Origin of the sequence: Mesorhizobium sp. KR1-2, assembly GCF_040045035.1 — a bacterium.
GTDB lineage: Bacteria > Pseudomonadota > Alphaproteobacteria > Rhizobiales > Rhizobiaceae > Pseudaminobacter.
In genome coordinates, this window is sequence record NZ_JBDZDS010000002.1 from 267,185 (window position 1) to 284,669 (window position 17,485).

Consider the following 17,485-nt stretch of genomic DNA (forward strand, 5'->3'; position numbering starts at 1 on the left):
TCAGATTCTGTCCAGCATTCCGTCGAGCCAGGCAAAGAAGCCTTTTGCTCCCTCGGTGTTTTCAGCCAGCGGCAGCGTATGCGCGCTTTCGGCCAGAGACTTGCGCGGGCGCGGCGGCAGATATTTGTTGACCGGCTTTGTGCCCTGCTCCGGCATCAGGTCCATGCCGCCGCGCTCGGCAACGAGAATGGAAACGGCCGAGTTCGGATCGCCGAGATCGCCGAAATGACGGGCATTGGCCGGGCATGTGCGCACGCAGGACGGTACGCGGTCTTCCTCCTCAAGCGTCTCGTTGTAGATGCGGTCGATGCACAGCGTGCATTTCTTCATCACGCCGGCGGCGAGGTCCATCTCGCGCGCGCCATAAGGGCAGGCCCAGGCGCACAAGCCGCAGCCGATGCACAAATCTTCCGCCACCAGCACGATACCGTCTTCGCTGCGCTTGTAGGACGCGCCGGTGGGGCAGACGGTGACGCAAGGCGCATCCTCACAATGCAGGCAGGATTTGGGGAAATGTACGATGCGCGCCTGCCCCGCCTCACCCACGACCTCGCCACCCTCAGGCACCACCTCAAAACTGTGCACGCGGTTGAGCCATGCGCCGGAAACGTCCGCGCCGTACGGGTCTTGATCCGAGAGAGCCGAGCCATAGCCGCCGGTGTTCCATTCCTTGCAGCTCACCACGCAGGCGTGGCAGCCCACGCATGTGTCGAGGTCGATGACGAGCCCAAGCTTCTTGGGTGTTGGCAACGAAGGCAGTGAGGTCATGTCGCCCACTCCTGTCCGTAGCGAAGCACCGAAGGATGCGGCTCGGGTTCTGGCTGCGCGATGGTCGGGAAATGCGGCTCGCTGACCGCGCCGGCCTCGGCCTTTTCGATGCGCACGCGAAGATCGTACCAGGCCGCTTGCCCGGTGATCGGATCGGAATTCGACCAGCGCATGCCGTCAGCGCGGGGCGGCAACAGTTCGTTGATCAGGTGGTTCATCAGGAAGCCGTTGGTGGCTTCCGGCGCGTTGGCGTCCAGCGCCCAGGTGCCGGCGCGCTTGCCGATGGCGTTCCAGGTCCAGATCGTGCGCGAATTGACCGCCTCCATGCGCGCGATCTCGACCTTGATGCGGCCGTGGCTCGACGTGACCCAGACCCAGTCGCCATCGACGAGGCCAAGCTCGCCGCAGATCGGCCCCGGAACGTAGAGCGGGTTCTTCGTGTGGATTTGGCGCAGCCACGCGTTCATCGAGCCCCAGGAATGGTACATCGCCGCCGGGCGCTGGGTGATGGCGTGGTAGGGATAGGTTTCGCGGTCGACCATCGCTTCGCCGAACGGCCGATACCAGTGCGGCAGCGGGTCGAAAGCCTGCAATATGCGCTTGCGATGCGTCTCAGGCGCCACCGGCTCGCGCAGGCCTTCCGCCGACAGCCGGAATTTCTGCAACGGCTCCAGATAGAGCTGGAACGTCACCGGCTGAGGCGTGTCGAAAAAGCCCATGCGCACGGCGAAGTCCTGATAGGCCTGGTTGGCGTGCTTCATGAACTGGGCTTCGAGCGGGATATGCGCGGAGAAGAACGAGCCGTTCTCGATGTAGCGCTCCAGCTGGCCAGGATTGGCCGCACCTCGCCCTGCCCTGTCGCCATTCGTGCCACGGAAACCGGCCAGCGGGCCGATGCCCGGCCGGCGTTCATGGCGCACGATGTAGTCGGCATAATCCTTGTAGAGAGGATGCCCGTGATTGTCGGCAAAGCCTGGCAGCTTCAGCCGCGCGCCGAGATCGAGCAGCACGGTCTGGAAGGCGCGCACGTCGCGATCCGGCTCCAGAACCGGCCAGCGGATGGCGTCCTGCACGGCGTCCGGCTCCGAGATCGGCCGGTCGAGCAGAGAGATGCAGTCATAGCGCTCAAGATAGGTCGTGTCCGGCAGCACCAGATCGGCATAGGCGACCATCTCCGACGAATAGGCATCCGAATAGATGATTTTCGGGATGCGGTATTCGCCCGTCTCCGGGTCCTTGTCCGTCAGCATCTTCATGGTGCCGGCGGTGTTCATGGACGAGTTCCATGCCATGTTGGCCATGTACATGAACAGAACGTCGATGGGGTACGGGTCGCCGGCATGGGCGTTGGCGATGACCATGTGCATCATGCCGTGCGCGGCGATCGGCGCGTCCCACGAAAACGCCTTGTCGATGCGCGTAGCCTTGCCCTCGGCATCGACCAGCAGATCCTCCGGCCCGCGCGGAAAACCGAGATGCGGCCCCGAAAGCGGCTTGTCGGACCCAAAATGCTCGGCCCTGCCGTGCGGCGTCGGGTGCGCGGTCATGGGCTTGGGGTAAGGCGGCTCGAAGCGGAAGGCGCCGGGGCAATCGACTGCGCCGATCAGCACCTGTAGCATGTGCAGCGCCCGCGCTGTCTGGAACCCGTTGGAATGAGCCGAGAGCCCGCGCATGGCGTGGAACGACACCGGCCGCCCGACGAAATAAGGGTGGCGCTCGCCATGCACGTCGGTCCACGGCTGCTCGACGATGATGGCCTCATCGAAGGCGACGCGCGCGATCTCGGCGGCAAGGCCGCGGATCACATCGGCAGAAACGCCCGTCTCTTCCGCCACCGCTTCCGGCGCATACTTCGGGTCGAGATATTTTTCGGCGAGGAGCTGGAAGGAGGGCACGGCAAAGCGCCCATCGGCCAACTCGAAGCGGCCCGAAAGAGCAGCCCTAGCCCCCGGCGTACCCAGGGGCACCGGCCGCTCGGTAACGGTCTCGTAGACCAGCACCCTGCCCTCGCCGTCGCGCGCGAACAGGCCATGCTCGGCCGTGCCCGGCGCGTCGATCACCAGCCAGGAGGCGTTGGAGTAGCGCACGAGGTAGTCGACGTCGATCTTGCGGGCCTTCAAGAGTTCGTGGACGACGGAGAGGATCAGAAGACCGTCAGTGCCCGGCCTTATGCCGATCCAGCTGTCGGCGACGGCCGAATAGCCGGTGCGCACCGGATTGACCGAGACGAAACGCGCGCCGCGCTTCTTGAGCTTGCCGATGCCCATCTTGATCGGGTTGGAATCGTGGTCTTCCGCCACCCCGAACATGACGAACAGCTTTGTCCGCTCCCAGTCGGGCGAGCCGAATTCCCAAAACGCGCCGCCCAGCGTCATGATGCCGGCAGCGGCCATGTTGACCGAGCAGAAGCCGCCATGGGCGGCATAGTTGGGCGTGCCGAACTGCTGCGCCCAGAAGCCGGTGAGCGACTGCGACTGGTCGCGCCCGGTGAAGAAGGCAAGCTTCTTCGGGTCCGTGTGGCGCACCTCGCCCAGCCATTCGGTGGCGGTGGATAGCGCCTCTTCCCACGAGATTTCCTGGAACTGGCCCGAGCCGCGCGGCCCAACGCGCTTCAGCGGCGCGCGAAGCCTAGCCGGCGCATAATGCTGCATGATGCCGGCCGAACCCTTGGCGCACAGCACGCCGCGATTGACGGGATGGTCGCGATTGCCCTCGATGTAACGGATCTTGCCGTCCTTCAGGTGCACGTTGATGCCGCAGCGGCAGGCGCACATGTAGCAGGTCGTCTTGCGGACCTCGTCGGCAACCGGTTTGGACAACGCGACGCGCGGCTCGGAATTCATCGGTTCTGCTCCTCAACCGACTCCTACAGAGCGCTCTTTCGAAATGAAATGCCAGAAAGATTCAGTTCACGGCAAAGTTCGACCAATGAATCGTGGCGCAGCCGCAAATCCCTTCCGATTTGGCAGCATTGATCGAAAAGCCGCGTGGTTCAGTTCGAGACGACGATTCGCGTGTTGGCGGGTCCGAACTCCTGCACCAGCGCATAGAAACGCGCCGCGTTCGGCGTGGCGAGCCGCACGCAGCCGTGCGAAACCGGGCGCCCGAGATGCCGCACCGCATTCGTGCCGTGGATGGCATAGCCGCCCCGGAAGAACACGGAGTATGGCATCGGCGTCATGTCGTATTTGCGCGAATACCACATGCGATTCATCCGCACCGGGTGCCAGCTTCCACGCGGCGTGACGTAGCCCCGGCGCGCGGTCGACACCCGCCATTTGTGGATGATTCGGCCTTCCTGGCTGACCGTCATCGTCTGCGTGGAAATGTTGATGTTGGCGACAAGACTATCCGCCCGCGCTTGCAGCGTCGCACCGGCAAGCGCCAGCGCCGCCGCCATGAAGACCGTTTTACGCATGAACCCAACCGTCTTTCACTTTGATGGATATCGGTACTTCAGGCAATAAAACTTCAAAACCCTCAGATTCCGGTAAATTAGGCAGAAAAAAGCACCGTCAATACATGACTCCCCCAAAATATGCGTGCCTGACACCGGCTCGCGGCCATTTGCGTCAGAACCGATTCTGTTCGAACCTTTACCAGGCTGCCGAGGACGTCGTGCGCCACATGATCCCGGATGGCCATTCTCGGCTGACTTGGCCCAAATGGCTCCGCTCGACTTCGACCGGACGACGTGTAGAGTGAACTCATCGCCACAAGGCAAGGGGTTCACGTCACTCGCATGAACGAGAAGCTCCTCGAGACAATCGACGACCGCGTGGACGACCTTGTCGAGCTGACCGCGGACCTCATCCGCTTTCCCACCATCAACCCGCCCGGCGAAGCTTACCGTCCTTGCGCGGAATATATCGGCGAGCGTCTGAGGAAGCGCGGCTTCGGCGTGGAATATGTCCGTGGCGAGGGCACGCCTGGTGACAGCGACCGCTATCCGCGCATCAATGTGGTGGCCCGTTTCGACGGGCGCAGCCTCGGCCCGACCGTGCATTTCAACTCGCATATCGACGTGGTCGAGGCCGGCGACGGCTGGACGGTCGATCCCTTTGGCGGCGTGGTGAAGGACGGCCGCGTCTATGGCCGCGGCACCTGCGACATGAAGGGCGGACTTGCCGCATCCATCATCGCGGCCGAAGCCTTCATGGACGTCTATCCGGATTTTCCGGGCGCCATCGAAATCTCGGGCACGGTGGACGAGGAGTCGGGCGGCTTCGGCGGCGTCGCCTATCTGGCGGGCAAGGGCTATTTTTCGAAGCCGCGTGTCGATCACGTGATCATCCCCGAGCCGCTCAACAAGGACCGCATCTGCCTCGGCCATCGCGGCGTGTGGTGGGCCGAGATCGAGACCAAGGGCGAGATCGCGCACGGCTCCATGCCGTTCCTCGGCGATTGCGCGGTGCGCCACATGGGCGCCGTGCTGGCCGCCTTCGAGGAAGAGCTGTTCCCGGCCCTCGACAAGAAGCGGACGAGCATGCCCGTGGTGCCGGAAGGCGCGCGGCGCTCGACCCTGAACATCAACTCCATCCATGGCGGCCAGACCGAGGATTTTCGGCCCGGCCTGCCCTCGCCCAACGTACCGGACTGGTGCCGCGTGACCATCGACCGCCGATTCCTGCTGGAAGAGAAGCTGCAGGATGTGAAGGGCGAGGTCACCTCTATCCTAGACCGGCTGAAGCGCGAGCGGCCGAAATTCGACTATGAAATCCGCGACATCATGGAAGTTCAGCCGACCATGACAGAGCGCGATGCGCCGGTGGTGAAGGCGGTGGCGCGCGGCATCCAGGAAATCTTCGACCGCGAGCCGGAATATGTCATCTCGCCCGGCACCTACGACCAGAAGCACGTCGCCCGCATCGGCCACATCTACGACTGCATCGCCTACGGCCCCGGCATTCTCGACCTCGCCCACCGGCCGGACGAATGGGTGGGCATCGAGGACATGGTGCAATCGGCCAAGGTGATGGCGATCGGGCTCGATTTACTCCTGCGCGGGCCAGCGGCGGGCTGACTTTTCGAGGCTAACAGATCTTTTCCCGGGTAAATTTCCGCCCGGTTCGCTGCACTGCAACAAACGTGGATTTACTCTGCGGCAGATTCACGCTTCTATCCATGCGGATTGAAGACAACGGGAGTGGGCAACGATGAAATCCTGGAAAACGATCCTGGTGGCGGCGGCCTTGGCGCTGGCCTCCAGCACCGCGGCCATGGCCGCCAGAAGCGATCTCGTGCTCGGCATGGTGCTGGAGCCGCCGCATCTCGACCCGACGGCGGGCGCGGCCGCGGCCATCCGCGAGGTGGTCTATGCCAACGTCTTCGAAGGCCTGACCCGCATCGGCCCCAAGGGCGAGGTGCTGCCTGCCCTGGCTGAGAGCTGGACCGTTTCCGATGACGGCAAGGTCTACACCTTCAAGCTGCACAGCGGCGTGAAATTCCACGACGGCTCCGATTTCAGCGCCGACGACGTAAAATTCTCGCTCGACCGCGCCCGCGCGCCGGATTCGACCAACGCCCAGAAGGGTCTGTTCGAGGCGATCGACACCGTCGAGGTCGTCGACCCGACGACCGTCAGGGTGACGCTGAAGCATCCGCAGGGCTCGTTCCTCTACAATATGGGCTGGGGCGATGCGGTGATCGTGTCGCCCAAGACGGCCGACACCAACAAGGAAAAGCCGATCGGCACCGGCCCGTTCAAGTTCGACAGCTGGGCGCGCGGCTCCTCGATCAAGCTGGTCAAAGCCGACAACTATTGGGGCGAGCCGGTCTATCTCGACAAGGTCGAGTTCCGCATCATCCCCGACGCTTCGGCGGCCGTACCGGCGATCCTCTCCGGCGATGTGCAGGCTTTCCCGAACATGCCGGTGGGCGACAGCCTTCCCCAGATCCAATCCGACCCGCGTTTCAAGGTGGTGGTCGGCTCGACCGAGGGCGAGACCATCCTTGCCATGAACAACAAGAAGCCGCCTTTCGACGATCTCAAGGTGCGGCAGGCGATTTCGCATGCGCTGAATCGCGACGAGATCATAGCCGGCAACGGGATGGGCGGCCTGGGCACGCCGATCGGCTCGCATTTCGCGCCGCATAACCCGGCCTATATCGACCTGACCGGCACCTATCCGCATGACCTGGAGAAGGCCAAGGAACTGCTGAAGGAAGCCGGCCTCGAGAACGGCTTCAAGACCACGCTGAAGCTGCCGCCCCCGCCCTATGCCCGCGATGGTGGCCAGGTCATCGCCTCCGAGCTGCGCGAAATCGGCATCGACGCGGAGATCATCCCGCTGGAATGGGCCGACTGGCTGAAGCAGGTCTTCACCGACAAGGACTATGACATGACGATCGTCTCGCACACCGAGCCGAACGACATCGATATCTATGCGCGCAAGGACTACTACTTCAACTACAGCAACCCGGACTTCGACAAGGTGATCGAGGAGCTGAACCTCACTTCCGACGAGGCCAAGCGCAAGGAACTCTATGGCGAGGCGCAGAAGATCCTCGCCAAGGACGCGCCGGTGGGCTTCCTGTTCGAGTTGCCCAAGATCGGCGTGTGGGATGCCAAGCTCGAGGGGCTGTGGGACAACGCGCCGATCCCGGCCAACGACCTGACCAAGGTCAAGTGGGCGGATTGAGAACGCATCTGTTGAGAAGCGCTGCCCCGGAACCGAAACCGCTTCCGGGGCAGTTGCTTTTTAGGCAGGCTCGCAACCCATGACCGCCTACCTGACCAAGAGGCTGCTGATTGCCGTGGTGACGCTCGCGCTCGCCTCGGTGGTGGTGTTCTCGATGATCGAGATCGTGCCGGGCGACCCCGCGCGGCTGATGCTGGGCATGAACGCGACGGCCGACGCGGTGCAGGCGCTGCGCGACCAGATGGGTCTCGATCAGCCGCTGCTCGTCCGCTATGTCGAGTGGGTCAGCCGCCTGCTGACCTTCGATCTCGGCAAGTCCTACACTTACAATGTGCCGGTTCGCGACCTCGTCATGGAGCGGTTGGTCGTCTCCCTGCCGTTGGCCATCATGGCGCTGGCGCTCTCGACGCTGATCGCCATTCCGGTCGGCATCTTTTCCGCCGAGCGGCGTGGGCGCATGGCCGACACCATCTCCATGGGTGCCGCGCAGATCGGTGTCGCCGTGCCGAACTTCTGGTTCGCGCTGCTTCTCATCTACGTCTTTGCGGTGTGGCTGCGGATGGTTCCGGCAGGCGGCTTTCCCGGCTGGAGCGCGGGCGTCTGGCCAGCACTGAAATCGCTGATACTGCCGGCCATCGCGCTCGCCTTGCCGCAAGCCGCGATCCTCTCGCGCGTCACGCGCTCAGCCATGCTGGAGGTGTTGGGCGAAGACTACATCCGCACCGCGCGCGCCAAGGGCATGCCGCGCAACGTCGTGCTGTGGCATCACGCGCTGCGCAATGCGCTGATCCCTGTCCTGACGATCCTCGGCCTGCAATTCGCCTTCCTTCTGGCCGGCACCATCATCATCGAGAACGTTTTTTACCTTCCCGGCCTCGGCCGGCTGATCTTCCAGGCCATCACCCAGCGCGACTTGATCGTGGTGGAAAGCGTGGTGATGCTGCTGGTGGCGGTGGTGGTGCTTGTCAACCTGCTGGTCGACATCTCCTATGCGGTCGTCGACCCGCGCTTGAGGACAAGACGATGACGATCATTGCCGACGAGCCCGTCCCCGAGCCGCAGCCCGCCTTCCTCGCTTTGGCGCTGCGCAACCGCTCCTTCGTCGTTGGCGCACTGCTCACGCTGTTCGTTGCCGGCATGGCGCTGCTGTCCGTCTTCTGGACGCCCTACGACGTGACCAAGCTGGTGGTGGCCGACCGCATGCTGCCGCCCTCCTCCGCACACTGGCTCGGCACCGACCAGTTCGGGCGCGACGTGCTGTCGATGATCATGGTCGGCGCACGCGCATCCATCGCGGTGGCGCTGGCGGCGGTGGTGATCGGCATGGGTATTGGCGTGCCGCTGGGCTGCTGGGCGGCCGCGCGCGGCGGCATCGTCGACGAGGTGCTGATGCGCTTCAACGACGTGGTCTTCGCCTTCCCTGCCCTGGTCATGGCAATTCTGATCACCGCAATCTTCGGACCGAGCGCGATCAACGCCATCATCGCCATCGGCATCTTCAACATTCCGGTCTTCGCCCGCGTGGCGCGCGCCGGCGCGCTGGCGATCTGGCCGCGCGAATTCATCCTCGCCGCACGCGCCGCCGGCAAGGGCAAGGCGCGGATCACGGCCGAGCATATATTGCCCAACATCGCCAACCAGCTTCTGGTCCAGGGCACGATCCAGTTCGCGCTCGGCGTTCTGGCGGAAGCCGGGCTCTCCTATGTCGGGCTCGGCGTGCAGCCGCCGATGCCAAGCTGGGGCCGCATGCTGTTCGACGCCCAGACGCGCATGATGGTCGCGCCCACCCTGGCACTGTTTCCGGGGCTCGCCATCGTCATCACCGTGCTCGGCCTCAATCTGCTCGGCGACGGCATCAGCGACGTCATCGATCCCAAGCTGAGGCGACAGCGATGAGCCTTCTGGAAATCGAAAAGCTGTCGCTGAACATCGGCCGCGTCCCGATCCTGAAGGACGTCGACCTGACCCTCGACGCCGGCGAGGCGATGGGGCTGGTGGGCGAATCCGGCTCTGGCAAGTCGATGACGGCGCTGACCGTCATGCAGCTTCTGCCCAGCGTGGCGAAGGCCAAGGGCCGCGTGCATTTCGACGGCATCGATATCCTCGCGGCGCCCGAACCAGCCATGTGCAAGCTGCGCGGCAATGAGATCGGCATGGTGTTCCAGGAGCCGATGACCGCGCTCAATCCGGTGAAGACCATCGGCGAGCAGGTGGCCGAGGGCATTCGCTGGCACGCGCGAGCCTCACGCGCCGAGGCCGAGGACCGCGCCCGAAAAATCCTCGACCGCGTCGGCTTGCCGGCGAAGAAATTTCCGCTATCGCGTTATCCGCACGAGCTGTCGGGCGGGCAACGCCAGCGCGTCGTGATCGCCATTGCCTGCGCGCTGAAACCCAAGCTGCTGATAGCCGACGAGCCCACCACCGCGCTCGACGTGGTGCTGCAGGCGCAGATCCTCGACCTGCTGCGCGATCTGGTGGACGAAAACCGCATGGGCCTGCTCCTGATCTCGCATGACCTGGCCGTCGTGACCGAGATGTCGGGCCGCATCACGGTCATGCGCCACGGCGAGGTGATGGAGACGGGCGAGACCGCGCCGACGCTTTCCGCGCAGGACCATCCCTATACCCGCCAGCTTGCCCAAGCCTCCATGCACGTGCCGGCGCGGGCAAGGATTCGTGGGACCGAACAGCCGACGCACGACCTTTTGCAGGTCGAGGCTGTGACGCGCGACTATCCCGGCCACCGCACCTCCCTGTTTCGCAAGCCCGAGCCGATGCGCGCGGTGGACGATGTGTCCTTCTCGATGAAGGAAGGCCAGTCGACCGCGCTGGTCGGCCGCTCGGGCTGCGGAAAGTCGACTCTGGCGCGCATGATCCTGGCGCTCGACCAGCCGACCGGCGGCGCCATCCGCTTCATGGGCGAGGCGCTGACCGGGCGCTACGAGGCCGCGCTGAAGCCGGCGCGGCGCAACATGCAGGTGGTTTTCCAGGACCCCTACGCTTCGTTCAACCCGCGCCACAAGGTCGAGCGGCTGGTGGCAGAACCGCTGCATACGCTGGAGAAGCAGCCGCAAGGGCCTGAGCGCCGCGAACTGGTCGCGCGCGCCCTGCACGAGGTCGGGCTGAAGCCGGCCGACATGGACAAGTATCCGCACGAATTTTCGGGCGGCCAGCGCCAGCGCCTGTCGATCGCCCGGGCCATCATCACCCGCCCAAAACTGGTGGTGGCCGACGAACCGGTTTCGGCGCTGGACGTTTCGATCCGCGCACAGATCCTCGACCTGTTCGCCGACCTCAACCAGCGGCTGGGCGTGGCCTATCTATTCATCACCCACGATCTGTCGGTTGCCCGTGCCATCACCGACGACGTGATGGTGATGCATGACGGCAAAATCGTCGAGCGCGGCAGGACTTCGGACGTGCTCGACAACCCGCAATCGGAAGCGGCCAAGGCGCTCGTCTCGGCCTCACCCGACCTGCGCCGGGCAATTGCCAAACGGCTGCAGGCGCAGGGATAGGGGCCGCCGTCGCGAATTCCGCCTTGCGCATTGCCCCCGCCTGTGGTCGAACCGCCGGATCGTCCCGCCCCGACCGACAGGTCCCATGATCGATCTCGCCACCAACACCATCGCCTTCCTTGCCACCGCCGCCTTCGTTGCCGGCTTCGTGGATTCGATTGCAGGTGGTGGCGGGCTGATCACCGTGCCAGCACTGTTGCTCGCCGGCTTTTCGCCGGTCGAGGCGTTGGGCACCAACAAGCTGCAGGGCCTGTTCGGCTCCGGCTCGGCCACCATCACCTATGCCGCCAAGGGCCATGTCGACCTGCGCCGACAACTGCCTTCCGCCTTCATGTCGTGCCTGGGCAGTGTGGCGGGCGCGCTGCTGGCCACAGTCCTGCCGGGCAAGCTGCTCAGCCTCGCTCTGCCTTTCATTCTGGTCGCCATAGCGCTCTATTTCGCGCTGAAGCCGAACATGAACGATGTCGACCGCCACGAACGGCTGTCGCCGTTCCTGTTCGGCCTCGTCATCGTGCCGGCCATCGGCTTCTATGACGGCGTGTTCGGCCCGGGGGCAGGATCCTTCTTCATGCTCGCCTTCGTAGCACTGGCCGGCTACGGCGTGCTGAAAGCCACGGCCCACACCAAACTGCTCAACTTCGCCTCCAATATCGGCGCCTTCGTCGCCTTCGCCTTCGTCGGCGTGATTTCGTGGAAGGTGGGCATCGTGATGGGCGTGGCGCAGTTTCTGGGCGCGCGCGTGGGCGCACATATGGCCATCCGGAACGGCGCAAAGCTGATCAAGCCGCTGCTGGTCGTCACCTGCATCGCGCTCGCCGTGAAGCTGCTGATGGACCCGGCGCATCCGCTGCGGGTGATGGTGGGGGTCTGACCCTACTCTGGCAAGGAGCTTGACAGCCTGCTACGTTTCGCATGACCGGGGAACGACGCTCCGGCACCATGACTTATCCGTGATAGGCAACCGGAGGACGCCATGACTGCCGCCACGACACCTGTCGAGCCGCCACGCATCTATCCGACCTTTCGTTACCGAGACGCCGCCACCATGATCGACTGGCTGGTCGACGCCTTCGGCTTCATCGTCCACGCCCGTTACGATGACGACAAGGGCGTGGTGCAACATGCCGAACTGGCGCTGGGGTCGTCCATGATCATGGTCGGCACGGCGCGCGATGACGGATTCGGCAATCTGGTCGGCGCGCCGGGGCCGAATGGCGGCAAGGCGACCTATATCGCCGTGGACGACGTCGAGGCGATGCACGCCCGCGCCGAGGCCGCGCAGGCAAAGATCCTGGAAGGCGTGGTCGAGCGCAGCTATGGCAGCAAAGAATTCATTTGCGCCGACCCGGAGGGCAACATCTGGTCCTTCGGCACCTATTGGCCGAAGGCCTACGAGCCGGCGGACTGATCACCTTGCGGCGGCAAGGATCGCATCGACGTCGAGATGCGTTTCCAGATGCGCCGCGATTTCGTCCAGCGCCCGTTCGACCTCGCCGCGATAATCTATCCCCGCGCCCTTGATCCCGAGGCTTTCAAGGAATCTGGCACGGAAAGCGTCGGCGCCGAACAGCCCATGCATGTAGGTTCCGAACACTTTTCCGTCAGCCGAGGTGGCGCCGTCGTCAGCATTGTTGATGATGGCGGCGGGGCGCAGACAGTCCGGCCCGCTGGTGACGCCGAGATGGATCTCATAGCCTTCGAGCGGCGTATCGAAATGCACCGAGCGCGCGGTCACGTTGCGTACCGTCTTTTCCGGCTCCATCACCGTTTCGACGTCGAGCAGGCCGAGCCCTTCGGCCTCCTTCACTGAGCCTTCGATGCCGTGCGGGTCGCGCACCACGCGGCCGAGCATCTGGTAGCCGCCGCAGATGCCGACGACATGGCCGCCCCGGCGGCGATGTGCCGCCAGGTCACGGTCCCAGCCGTTCTCGCGGAAGGCCAAAAGATCGGCGATGGTCGATTTCGAGCCGGGAATGACCACGAGGCCCGCATCGGCCGGTAGCTTCTGACCCGGCGGGACAAAAATTACTTCCACCTGCGGTTCGGCGCGCAGCGGGTCGAGATCGTCGAAATTGGAGATGCGGCCAAGCATCGGCACGGCGACCTTCAGCGCCTTCTCCTCGCCGGCCGTCATGCGTTCGAGGACCACGGAATCCTCCGAGGGCAGCAGGGCTGCCGCTTTCAGCCATGGCACCACGCCGAAACAGGGCCAGCCGGTGAAGCGGTCGATGGCCGCTATGCCGTCGTCGAACAGGGTGATGTCGCCGCGGAACTTGTTGATGAGATAGCCGACGACCATGCGCCGGTCTTCGTCGGGCAGGATCAGATGCGTGCCGGCAACCGAGGCGATGACGCCGCCACGGTCGATGTCGCCGACGAGGATGACCGGCACGTCGGCGCGCGTGGCAAAGCCCATATTGGCGATGTCGCGCGGGCGCAGGTTGATCTCGGCGGGCGAGCCGGCGCCTTCGACGATGATAAGGTCGGCATCCTCGCCGAGCTTCTGCCAGGAATCGAGCACCGCACCCATCAGATGCGGCTTCATGGCCTGGTAGTCGCGCGCCTTGGCCTGGCCGAACACCTTGCCCTGCACGACGACCTGCGAGCCGACATCGCTCTGCGGCTTGAGTAGCACCGGGTTCATGTGGATGGAGGGTGCGACGCCGCAGGCAATCGCCTGCAGCCACTGCGCGCGACCAATCTCGCCGCCGCCTGTCTCGCCGGGAATATCGGCCACGGCGGCGTTGTTGGACATATTTTGGGGCTTGAACGGCCGCACGCTCAGCCCGCGCTTCTTCGCCGCCCGGCACAGGCCGGCGACCAGCACCGTCTTGCCGACATCCGAGCCCGTGCCCTGGAGCATGATCGCCTTGGCCATTATGCTGACTCCGCCTTGCCGGTGATGGTGGAGCGCGCGGCGAGCGGCCCCCCGCGCCACAGATAGAGCGCCAGCAACGGTTCGGCCCCGGTCCTCATGGCATGATTGACGTTGGAGGGATGGTGAATGACCTCGCCCGCCGCGCGCGGCACAAAACCGCCCTCGCCCTTGCGCCACTCGGCGCCGCCGGTGAGCGGAATGTAGATTTCCTCGGCCACATGATGGTGGTCGGGATAGACGATGTTGACCCCCAGCACCAGAAGCCCACCGGCCATCTGGTCGTTGGCGAAGTGGCCGCGCGTGCCGAACACTTCCAGCCAGCCGTAATTGTCGATGAAGTTCTGGCCGAAGTCGGCCGGCGTGTAGGTCTGGCCCCAGCGCAGTTCATGGCGATGCTTTGCGACAAGGGCGACGAGCGGCCGGAACGATTCGGGAGCCAGCTCAACGGTACGGTCGAGATGGCTCAGGCAAGCGAGCTCGTGCGGCTCCAATGGGCGCTGCGGCATCGACCAATCGAGTGGTGCCCTGAAGTCTTGCAGGCGTTCGTCCTCGACCGCTGCCAGAGCATTGCGGAACCTGCCCAGCAGCTCTTCGAAAATCGTCGTCACCCGCGCCCTCTGTCGAACATTTGCTGCACAGCCGCTCCGCACAAGGTCGGGTTGCGCGGGGGCATCATTGGTCTAGATTGGTCCGCATGCCTAGACCCGGGCCGCGAAAGTCGCAGACTTTTCGGATCGGGTCGCGCGGCAAAACGAACATTTTCGACGCTCGCAGGCCATTCGGTCTTCCGGTGTCGGAGGGAATTTCAGGAGCACGCCATGGACGCCGCTGCGGAACCGGACGCCGGCCAGTTCGAACTCAACGAGGAACAGCGCGCCATCCAGGAAATGGCGAACGCCTTTGCGCAGGACCGCGTAGCACCCCACGCGTTGGAATGGGACCGCGACCATCATTTCCCCGCCGACGTGATCCGCGAGACCGGCCAGCTTGGCTTCGGCGGCATCTATGTGCGGGACGATGTCGGCGGCTCGGCGCTGAAACGGCTCGATGCCGTGCTGGTGTTCGAGGCGCTGTCCAAGGCCTGCCCGGCTTTTTCGTCCTTCATCTCCATCCACAATATGGGCGCGTGGATGATCGACACTTTCGGCAACGAGGAACAGCGCCAGCGTTTCCTCCCGAAGCTGACCTCGATGGAGTGGCTGGCAAGCTACTGTCTGACCGAACCGGGCTCCGGCTCGGACGCGGCGGCGCTGAAGACGCGCGCGGTGAAAAGCGGCGGCGACTATGTGCTGAACGGGGCCAAACAATTCATCTCCGGCGCGGGCGACAGCGACATCTACGTGACCATGGTGCGCACCGGCCAGGAAGGCCCTAAGGGCATTTCCACACTGGTGGTGCCCAAGGATGCGCCCGGCCTCTCCTTCGGCACGCAGGAGCACAAGATGGGCTGGCACATGCAGTCCACAAGGCAGGTGATCTTCGACGACTGCAAGGTGCCGGCCGAGAACCTGCTTTCCGACGAGGGCGCGGGCTTCCGCATCGCCATGGCGGGGCTGGACGGCGGACGCCTCAACATCGCCGCCTGCTCGCTGGGCGGGGCACAGGCTGCGCTAGAAAAGGCGCTTGCCTACACCGCCGACCGCAAGGCCTTCGGCCACGCGATCAACCAGTTCCAGGCGCTGCAATTCCGGCTCGCCGACATGGAGACGGAGCTGCAGGCGGCGCGCATCTTCCTCTACACCGCCGCTTCCAAGCTCGACCGCAAGGCGCCCGACGCCGGAAAATGGTCGGCCATGGCAAAACGCTTCGTCACCGACACCGGCTTCAACGTGGCCAACGAGGCGCTGCAGTTGCATGGCGGCTATGGCTATCTGCACGACTACGGCGTGGAAAAGCTGGTGCGCGACCTGCGTGTCCACCAGATCCTGGAAGGCACCAACGAGATCATGCGCGTCATCATCGCACGCGCCCTGATCGGGCGGTAACGGGCACATAAAGCGGGAGGAACGCATGACCACCATCGCCTTCATCGGCCTCGGCAATATGGGCAACCCCATGGCCGCCAATCTCGTCAAGGCGGGGCACAAGGTGCAGGGTTTCGACCTGATTGCCGAGAACCTGACCACCGCGCGCGAGCATGGCGTGACTGTGGTGACAGATGCCGATGCGGCGGTGAAGGATGCGGAGGTGGTGATCACCATGCTGCCGGCCGGAAGGCATGTGCTGGCGGTGTATGAGGACATCGCGCCGAAGGCGGCAACGGGCACTCTGTTCATCGATAGCTCAACCATCGATGTGGAATCGGCACGCAAGGCGCATGCGATCGCGGCCAGGCACGGCCTACCCTCGATCGACGCGCCGGTTTCGGGCGGCACGGGCGGGGCGGCGGCGGGCACCCTCACCTTCATGACCGGCGGCTCGGACGAAGCCTTCGCCAAGGCAGAGCCGATCCTGAAGCCGATGGCGGGGCGGATCGTGCATTGCGGCGGCGACGGCGCCGGCCAGGCAGCCAAGATCTGCAACAACATGATCCTCGGCATTTCGATGATCGGCGTCGCCGAAGCCTTCGTGCTGGCCGAAAAGCTCGGCCTGTCGCACCAGGCGCTGTTCGACGTGGCTTCAACGTCCTCCGGCCAGTGCTGGTCGCTGACCAGCTATTGCCCGGCGCCCGGGCCCGTGCCCTCCTCGCCGGCCAATCGCGACTACAAGCCCGGCTTTGCGGCAGCGCTGATGCTGAAGGACCTGAAGCTGGCGCAGGAAGCCGCGCAAGGCTCGGGCGCCGTCACGCCGCTCGGCGCGGAGGCTGCGCAGCTCTATGCGCTGTTCAATGCGCAGGGCCAGGGCGGCGTCGATTTCTCGGGCATCATCAACTTCCTGCGCGGCGCCGGCCAATAAGAAGGCCGCTTGATGTTTTTTGCGAAACAGCCGGAAAAAATTACAAATTTAGGTTTGATTAAGCACTCGCTAACCACGCGGTAACGATGTGCCGCTAGAACGGTGTGCAGGCGGACATCGCAACCCGCCCAAACGCTCCGGATCAGGTCTCGCGTACCGGAGCCGTTACCTTCGCAGCGTATCAAGGTCGCGAAGGGCCATGCGTATCTATGGCAAAGCCGTGCTCTTCCGGCCGACGGAAGACGCGGTTTTTGCCTTTTCAATTTTGTCAAAGACGTCCTGAGCCAGCCCCTGTTCCCCGGCGGAGAGTCGGATGCTCAGTCACGCGGCTGGAATTTTTCGTCCACAGGCGGACGCAAGGCGTTGGCGAGCCGGTTGGTTTCGTTGGCCATGCCGACGACCGCCAGCAGTTCCATCAGCTCGGCTTGGCTCATGCCCTTGGCCCGCGCCGAGGCGGTGTGCGAATAGGTGCAGTATTCGCAACCGTTGGTCGCCGAGACGGCGATGTAGATCATCTCCTTGACCAGAGGATCGAGCGCGCCGGGCGCCATCACGTCGCGCAGCGTTTCCCAGGTGCGCTTAAGCAGCGCCGGGTCGTGCGCCAGAACCTTCCAGAAGTTGTTGATCCAGTCGACGTTGCGGGTGCGCATGATGTCGTCATAGACGGCGCGGACTTCCTCGCTCGCCGCCTCATATTCGATCAGGGGAACGATCGGCTTGCTGCTCATGAAACGCCTCCCGAATGTGAAACGGGCGCGGAGGAGTTCCGCGCCCGTCGTTGGACA

15 protein-coding genes are annotated in these 17,485 nt (G+C 64.4%); 9 read left to right on the forward strand and 6 right to left on the reverse strand.

Annotated features, from left to right (window positions below; genetic code table 11):
- The 3 genes from ABLE85_RS05515 to ABLE85_RS05525 all read right to left on the reverse strand — a co-directional run bounded on the left by ABLE85_RS05515 (window position 1) and on the right by ABLE85_RS05525 (window position 4,186).
- The gene (locus ABLE85_RS05515) at window positions 1–768 is read right to left on the reverse strand and encodes a 4Fe-4S dicluster domain-containing protein (RefSeq protein WP_348791701.1); all 768 of its coding nucleotides are present in this window, start codon (window positions 766–768) and stop codon (window positions 1–3) included.
- Complete coding sequence (locus ABLE85_RS05520; RefSeq protein ID WP_348791702.1) at window positions 765–3,611, reverse strand: molybdopterin oxidoreductase family protein; 2,847 nt, start codon at window positions 3,609–3,611, stop codon at window positions 765–767. The genes ABLE85_RS05515 and ABLE85_RS05520 overlap by 4 nt, the downstream gene beginning before the upstream one ends.
- Before the next feature lie 149 nt (window positions 3,612–3,760).
- Window positions 3,761–4,186, reverse strand: coding sequence for a L,D-transpeptidase (locus ABLE85_RS05525; protein ID WP_348791703.1), 426 nt, complete (start codon window positions 4,184–4,186; stop codon window positions 3,761–3,763).
- A 324-nt stretch (window positions 4,187–4,510) separates the two neighbouring features.
- Between ABLE85_RS05525 and ABLE85_RS05530 the strand changes: the two genes are divergently transcribed.
- The 7 genes from ABLE85_RS05530 (at window position 4,511) to ABLE85_RS05560 (ending at window position 12,335) form a co-directional block, all read left to right on the forward strand.
- Window positions 4,511–5,791: an acetylornithine deacetylase/succinyl-diaminopimelate desuccinylase family protein gene (locus ABLE85_RS05530; RefSeq protein ID WP_348791704.1), complete on the forward strand. Its 1,281-nt coding sequence runs from the start codon at window positions 4,511–4,513 to the stop codon at window positions 5,789–5,791.
- 133 nt (window positions 5,792–5,924) lie between these two features.
- Window positions 5,925–7,409 carry an ABC transporter substrate-binding protein gene (locus tag ABLE85_RS05535; RefSeq protein ID WP_348791705.1) on the forward strand — a complete coding sequence of 495 codons (1,485 nt, stop codon included), beginning with the start codon at window positions 5,925–5,927 and terminating at the stop codon, window positions 7,407–7,409.
- Window positions 7,410–7,488: 79 nt separating this feature from the next.
- Entirely contained in the window at window positions 7,489–8,436 is a 948-nt protein-coding gene (locus ABLE85_RS05540; RefSeq protein ID WP_348791706.1) for an ABC transporter permease, read from the forward strand.
- Window positions 8,433–9,305: an ABC transporter permease gene (locus tag ABLE85_RS05545; RefSeq protein ID WP_348791707.1), complete on the forward strand. Its 873-nt coding sequence runs from the start codon at window positions 8,433–8,435 to the stop codon at window positions 9,303–9,305. Before ABLE85_RS05540 ends, ABLE85_RS05545 begins: the two co-directional genes overlap by 4 nt.
- Window positions 9,302–10,927: a dipeptide ABC transporter ATP-binding protein gene (locus ABLE85_RS05550; RefSeq protein ID WP_348791708.1), complete on the forward strand. Its 1,626-nt coding sequence runs from the start codon at window positions 9,302–9,304 to the stop codon at window positions 10,925–10,927. The genes ABLE85_RS05545 and ABLE85_RS05550 overlap by 4 nt, the downstream gene beginning before the upstream one ends.
- Window positions 10,928–11,012: 85 nt before the next feature.
- The gene (locus ABLE85_RS05555) at window positions 11,013–11,798 is read left to right on the forward strand and encodes a TSUP family transporter (protein ID WP_348791709.1); all 786 of its coding nucleotides are present in this window, start codon (window positions 11,013–11,015) and stop codon (window positions 11,796–11,798) included.
- 102 nt (window positions 11,799–11,900) lie between these two features.
- Window positions 11,901–12,335 (forward strand): VOC family protein, encoded by a 435-nt coding sequence (locus ABLE85_RS05560; protein WP_348791710.1) that lies wholly within the window; start codon window positions 11,901–11,903, stop codon window positions 12,333–12,335.
- Here the strand turns inward: ABLE85_RS05560 and ABLE85_RS05565 are convergent, their stop codons facing one another.
- Together ABLE85_RS05565 and ABLE85_RS05570 are read right to left on the reverse strand one after the other, a co-directional pair.
- Entirely contained in the window at window positions 12,336–13,805 is a 1,470-nt protein-coding gene (locus tag ABLE85_RS05565) for a cobyric acid synthase (protein WP_348791711.1), read from the reverse strand.
- On the reverse strand, window positions 13,805–14,413 hold the full coding sequence (locus ABLE85_RS05570; protein ID WP_348791712.1) for a dimethylsulfonioproprionate lyase family protein: 609 nt from the start codon (window positions 14,411–14,413) through the stop codon (window positions 13,805–13,807). The genes ABLE85_RS05565 and ABLE85_RS05570 overlap by 1 nt, the downstream gene beginning before the upstream one ends.
- 210 nt (window positions 14,414–14,623) lie before the next feature.
- Here ABLE85_RS05570 and ABLE85_RS05575 point away from each other — a divergent pair, with 210 nt between their 5' ends.
- Window positions 14,624–15,790 (forward strand): isobutyryl-CoA dehydrogenase, encoded by a 1,167-nt coding sequence (locus tag ABLE85_RS05575; RefSeq protein WP_348791713.1) that lies wholly within the window; start codon window positions 14,624–14,626, stop codon window positions 15,788–15,790.
- 25 nt (window positions 15,791–15,815) lie between these two features.
- Window positions 15,816–16,700 (forward strand): 3-hydroxyisobutyrate dehydrogenase, encoded by an 885-nt coding sequence (gene mmsB / locus ABLE85_RS05580; RefSeq protein WP_348791714.1) that lies wholly within the window; start codon window positions 15,816–15,818, stop codon window positions 16,698–16,700.
- A gap of 317 nt (window positions 16,701–17,017) precedes the next feature.
- On the opposite strand, the gene ABLE85_RS05585 is transcribed toward mmsB, so the two are convergent.
- Window positions 17,018–17,428 (reverse strand): carboxymuconolactone decarboxylase family protein, encoded by a 411-nt coding sequence (locus ABLE85_RS05585; protein WP_348791715.1) that lies wholly within the window; start codon window positions 17,426–17,428, stop codon window positions 17,018–17,020.
- Window positions 17,429–17,485: the final 57 nt, after the last annotated feature.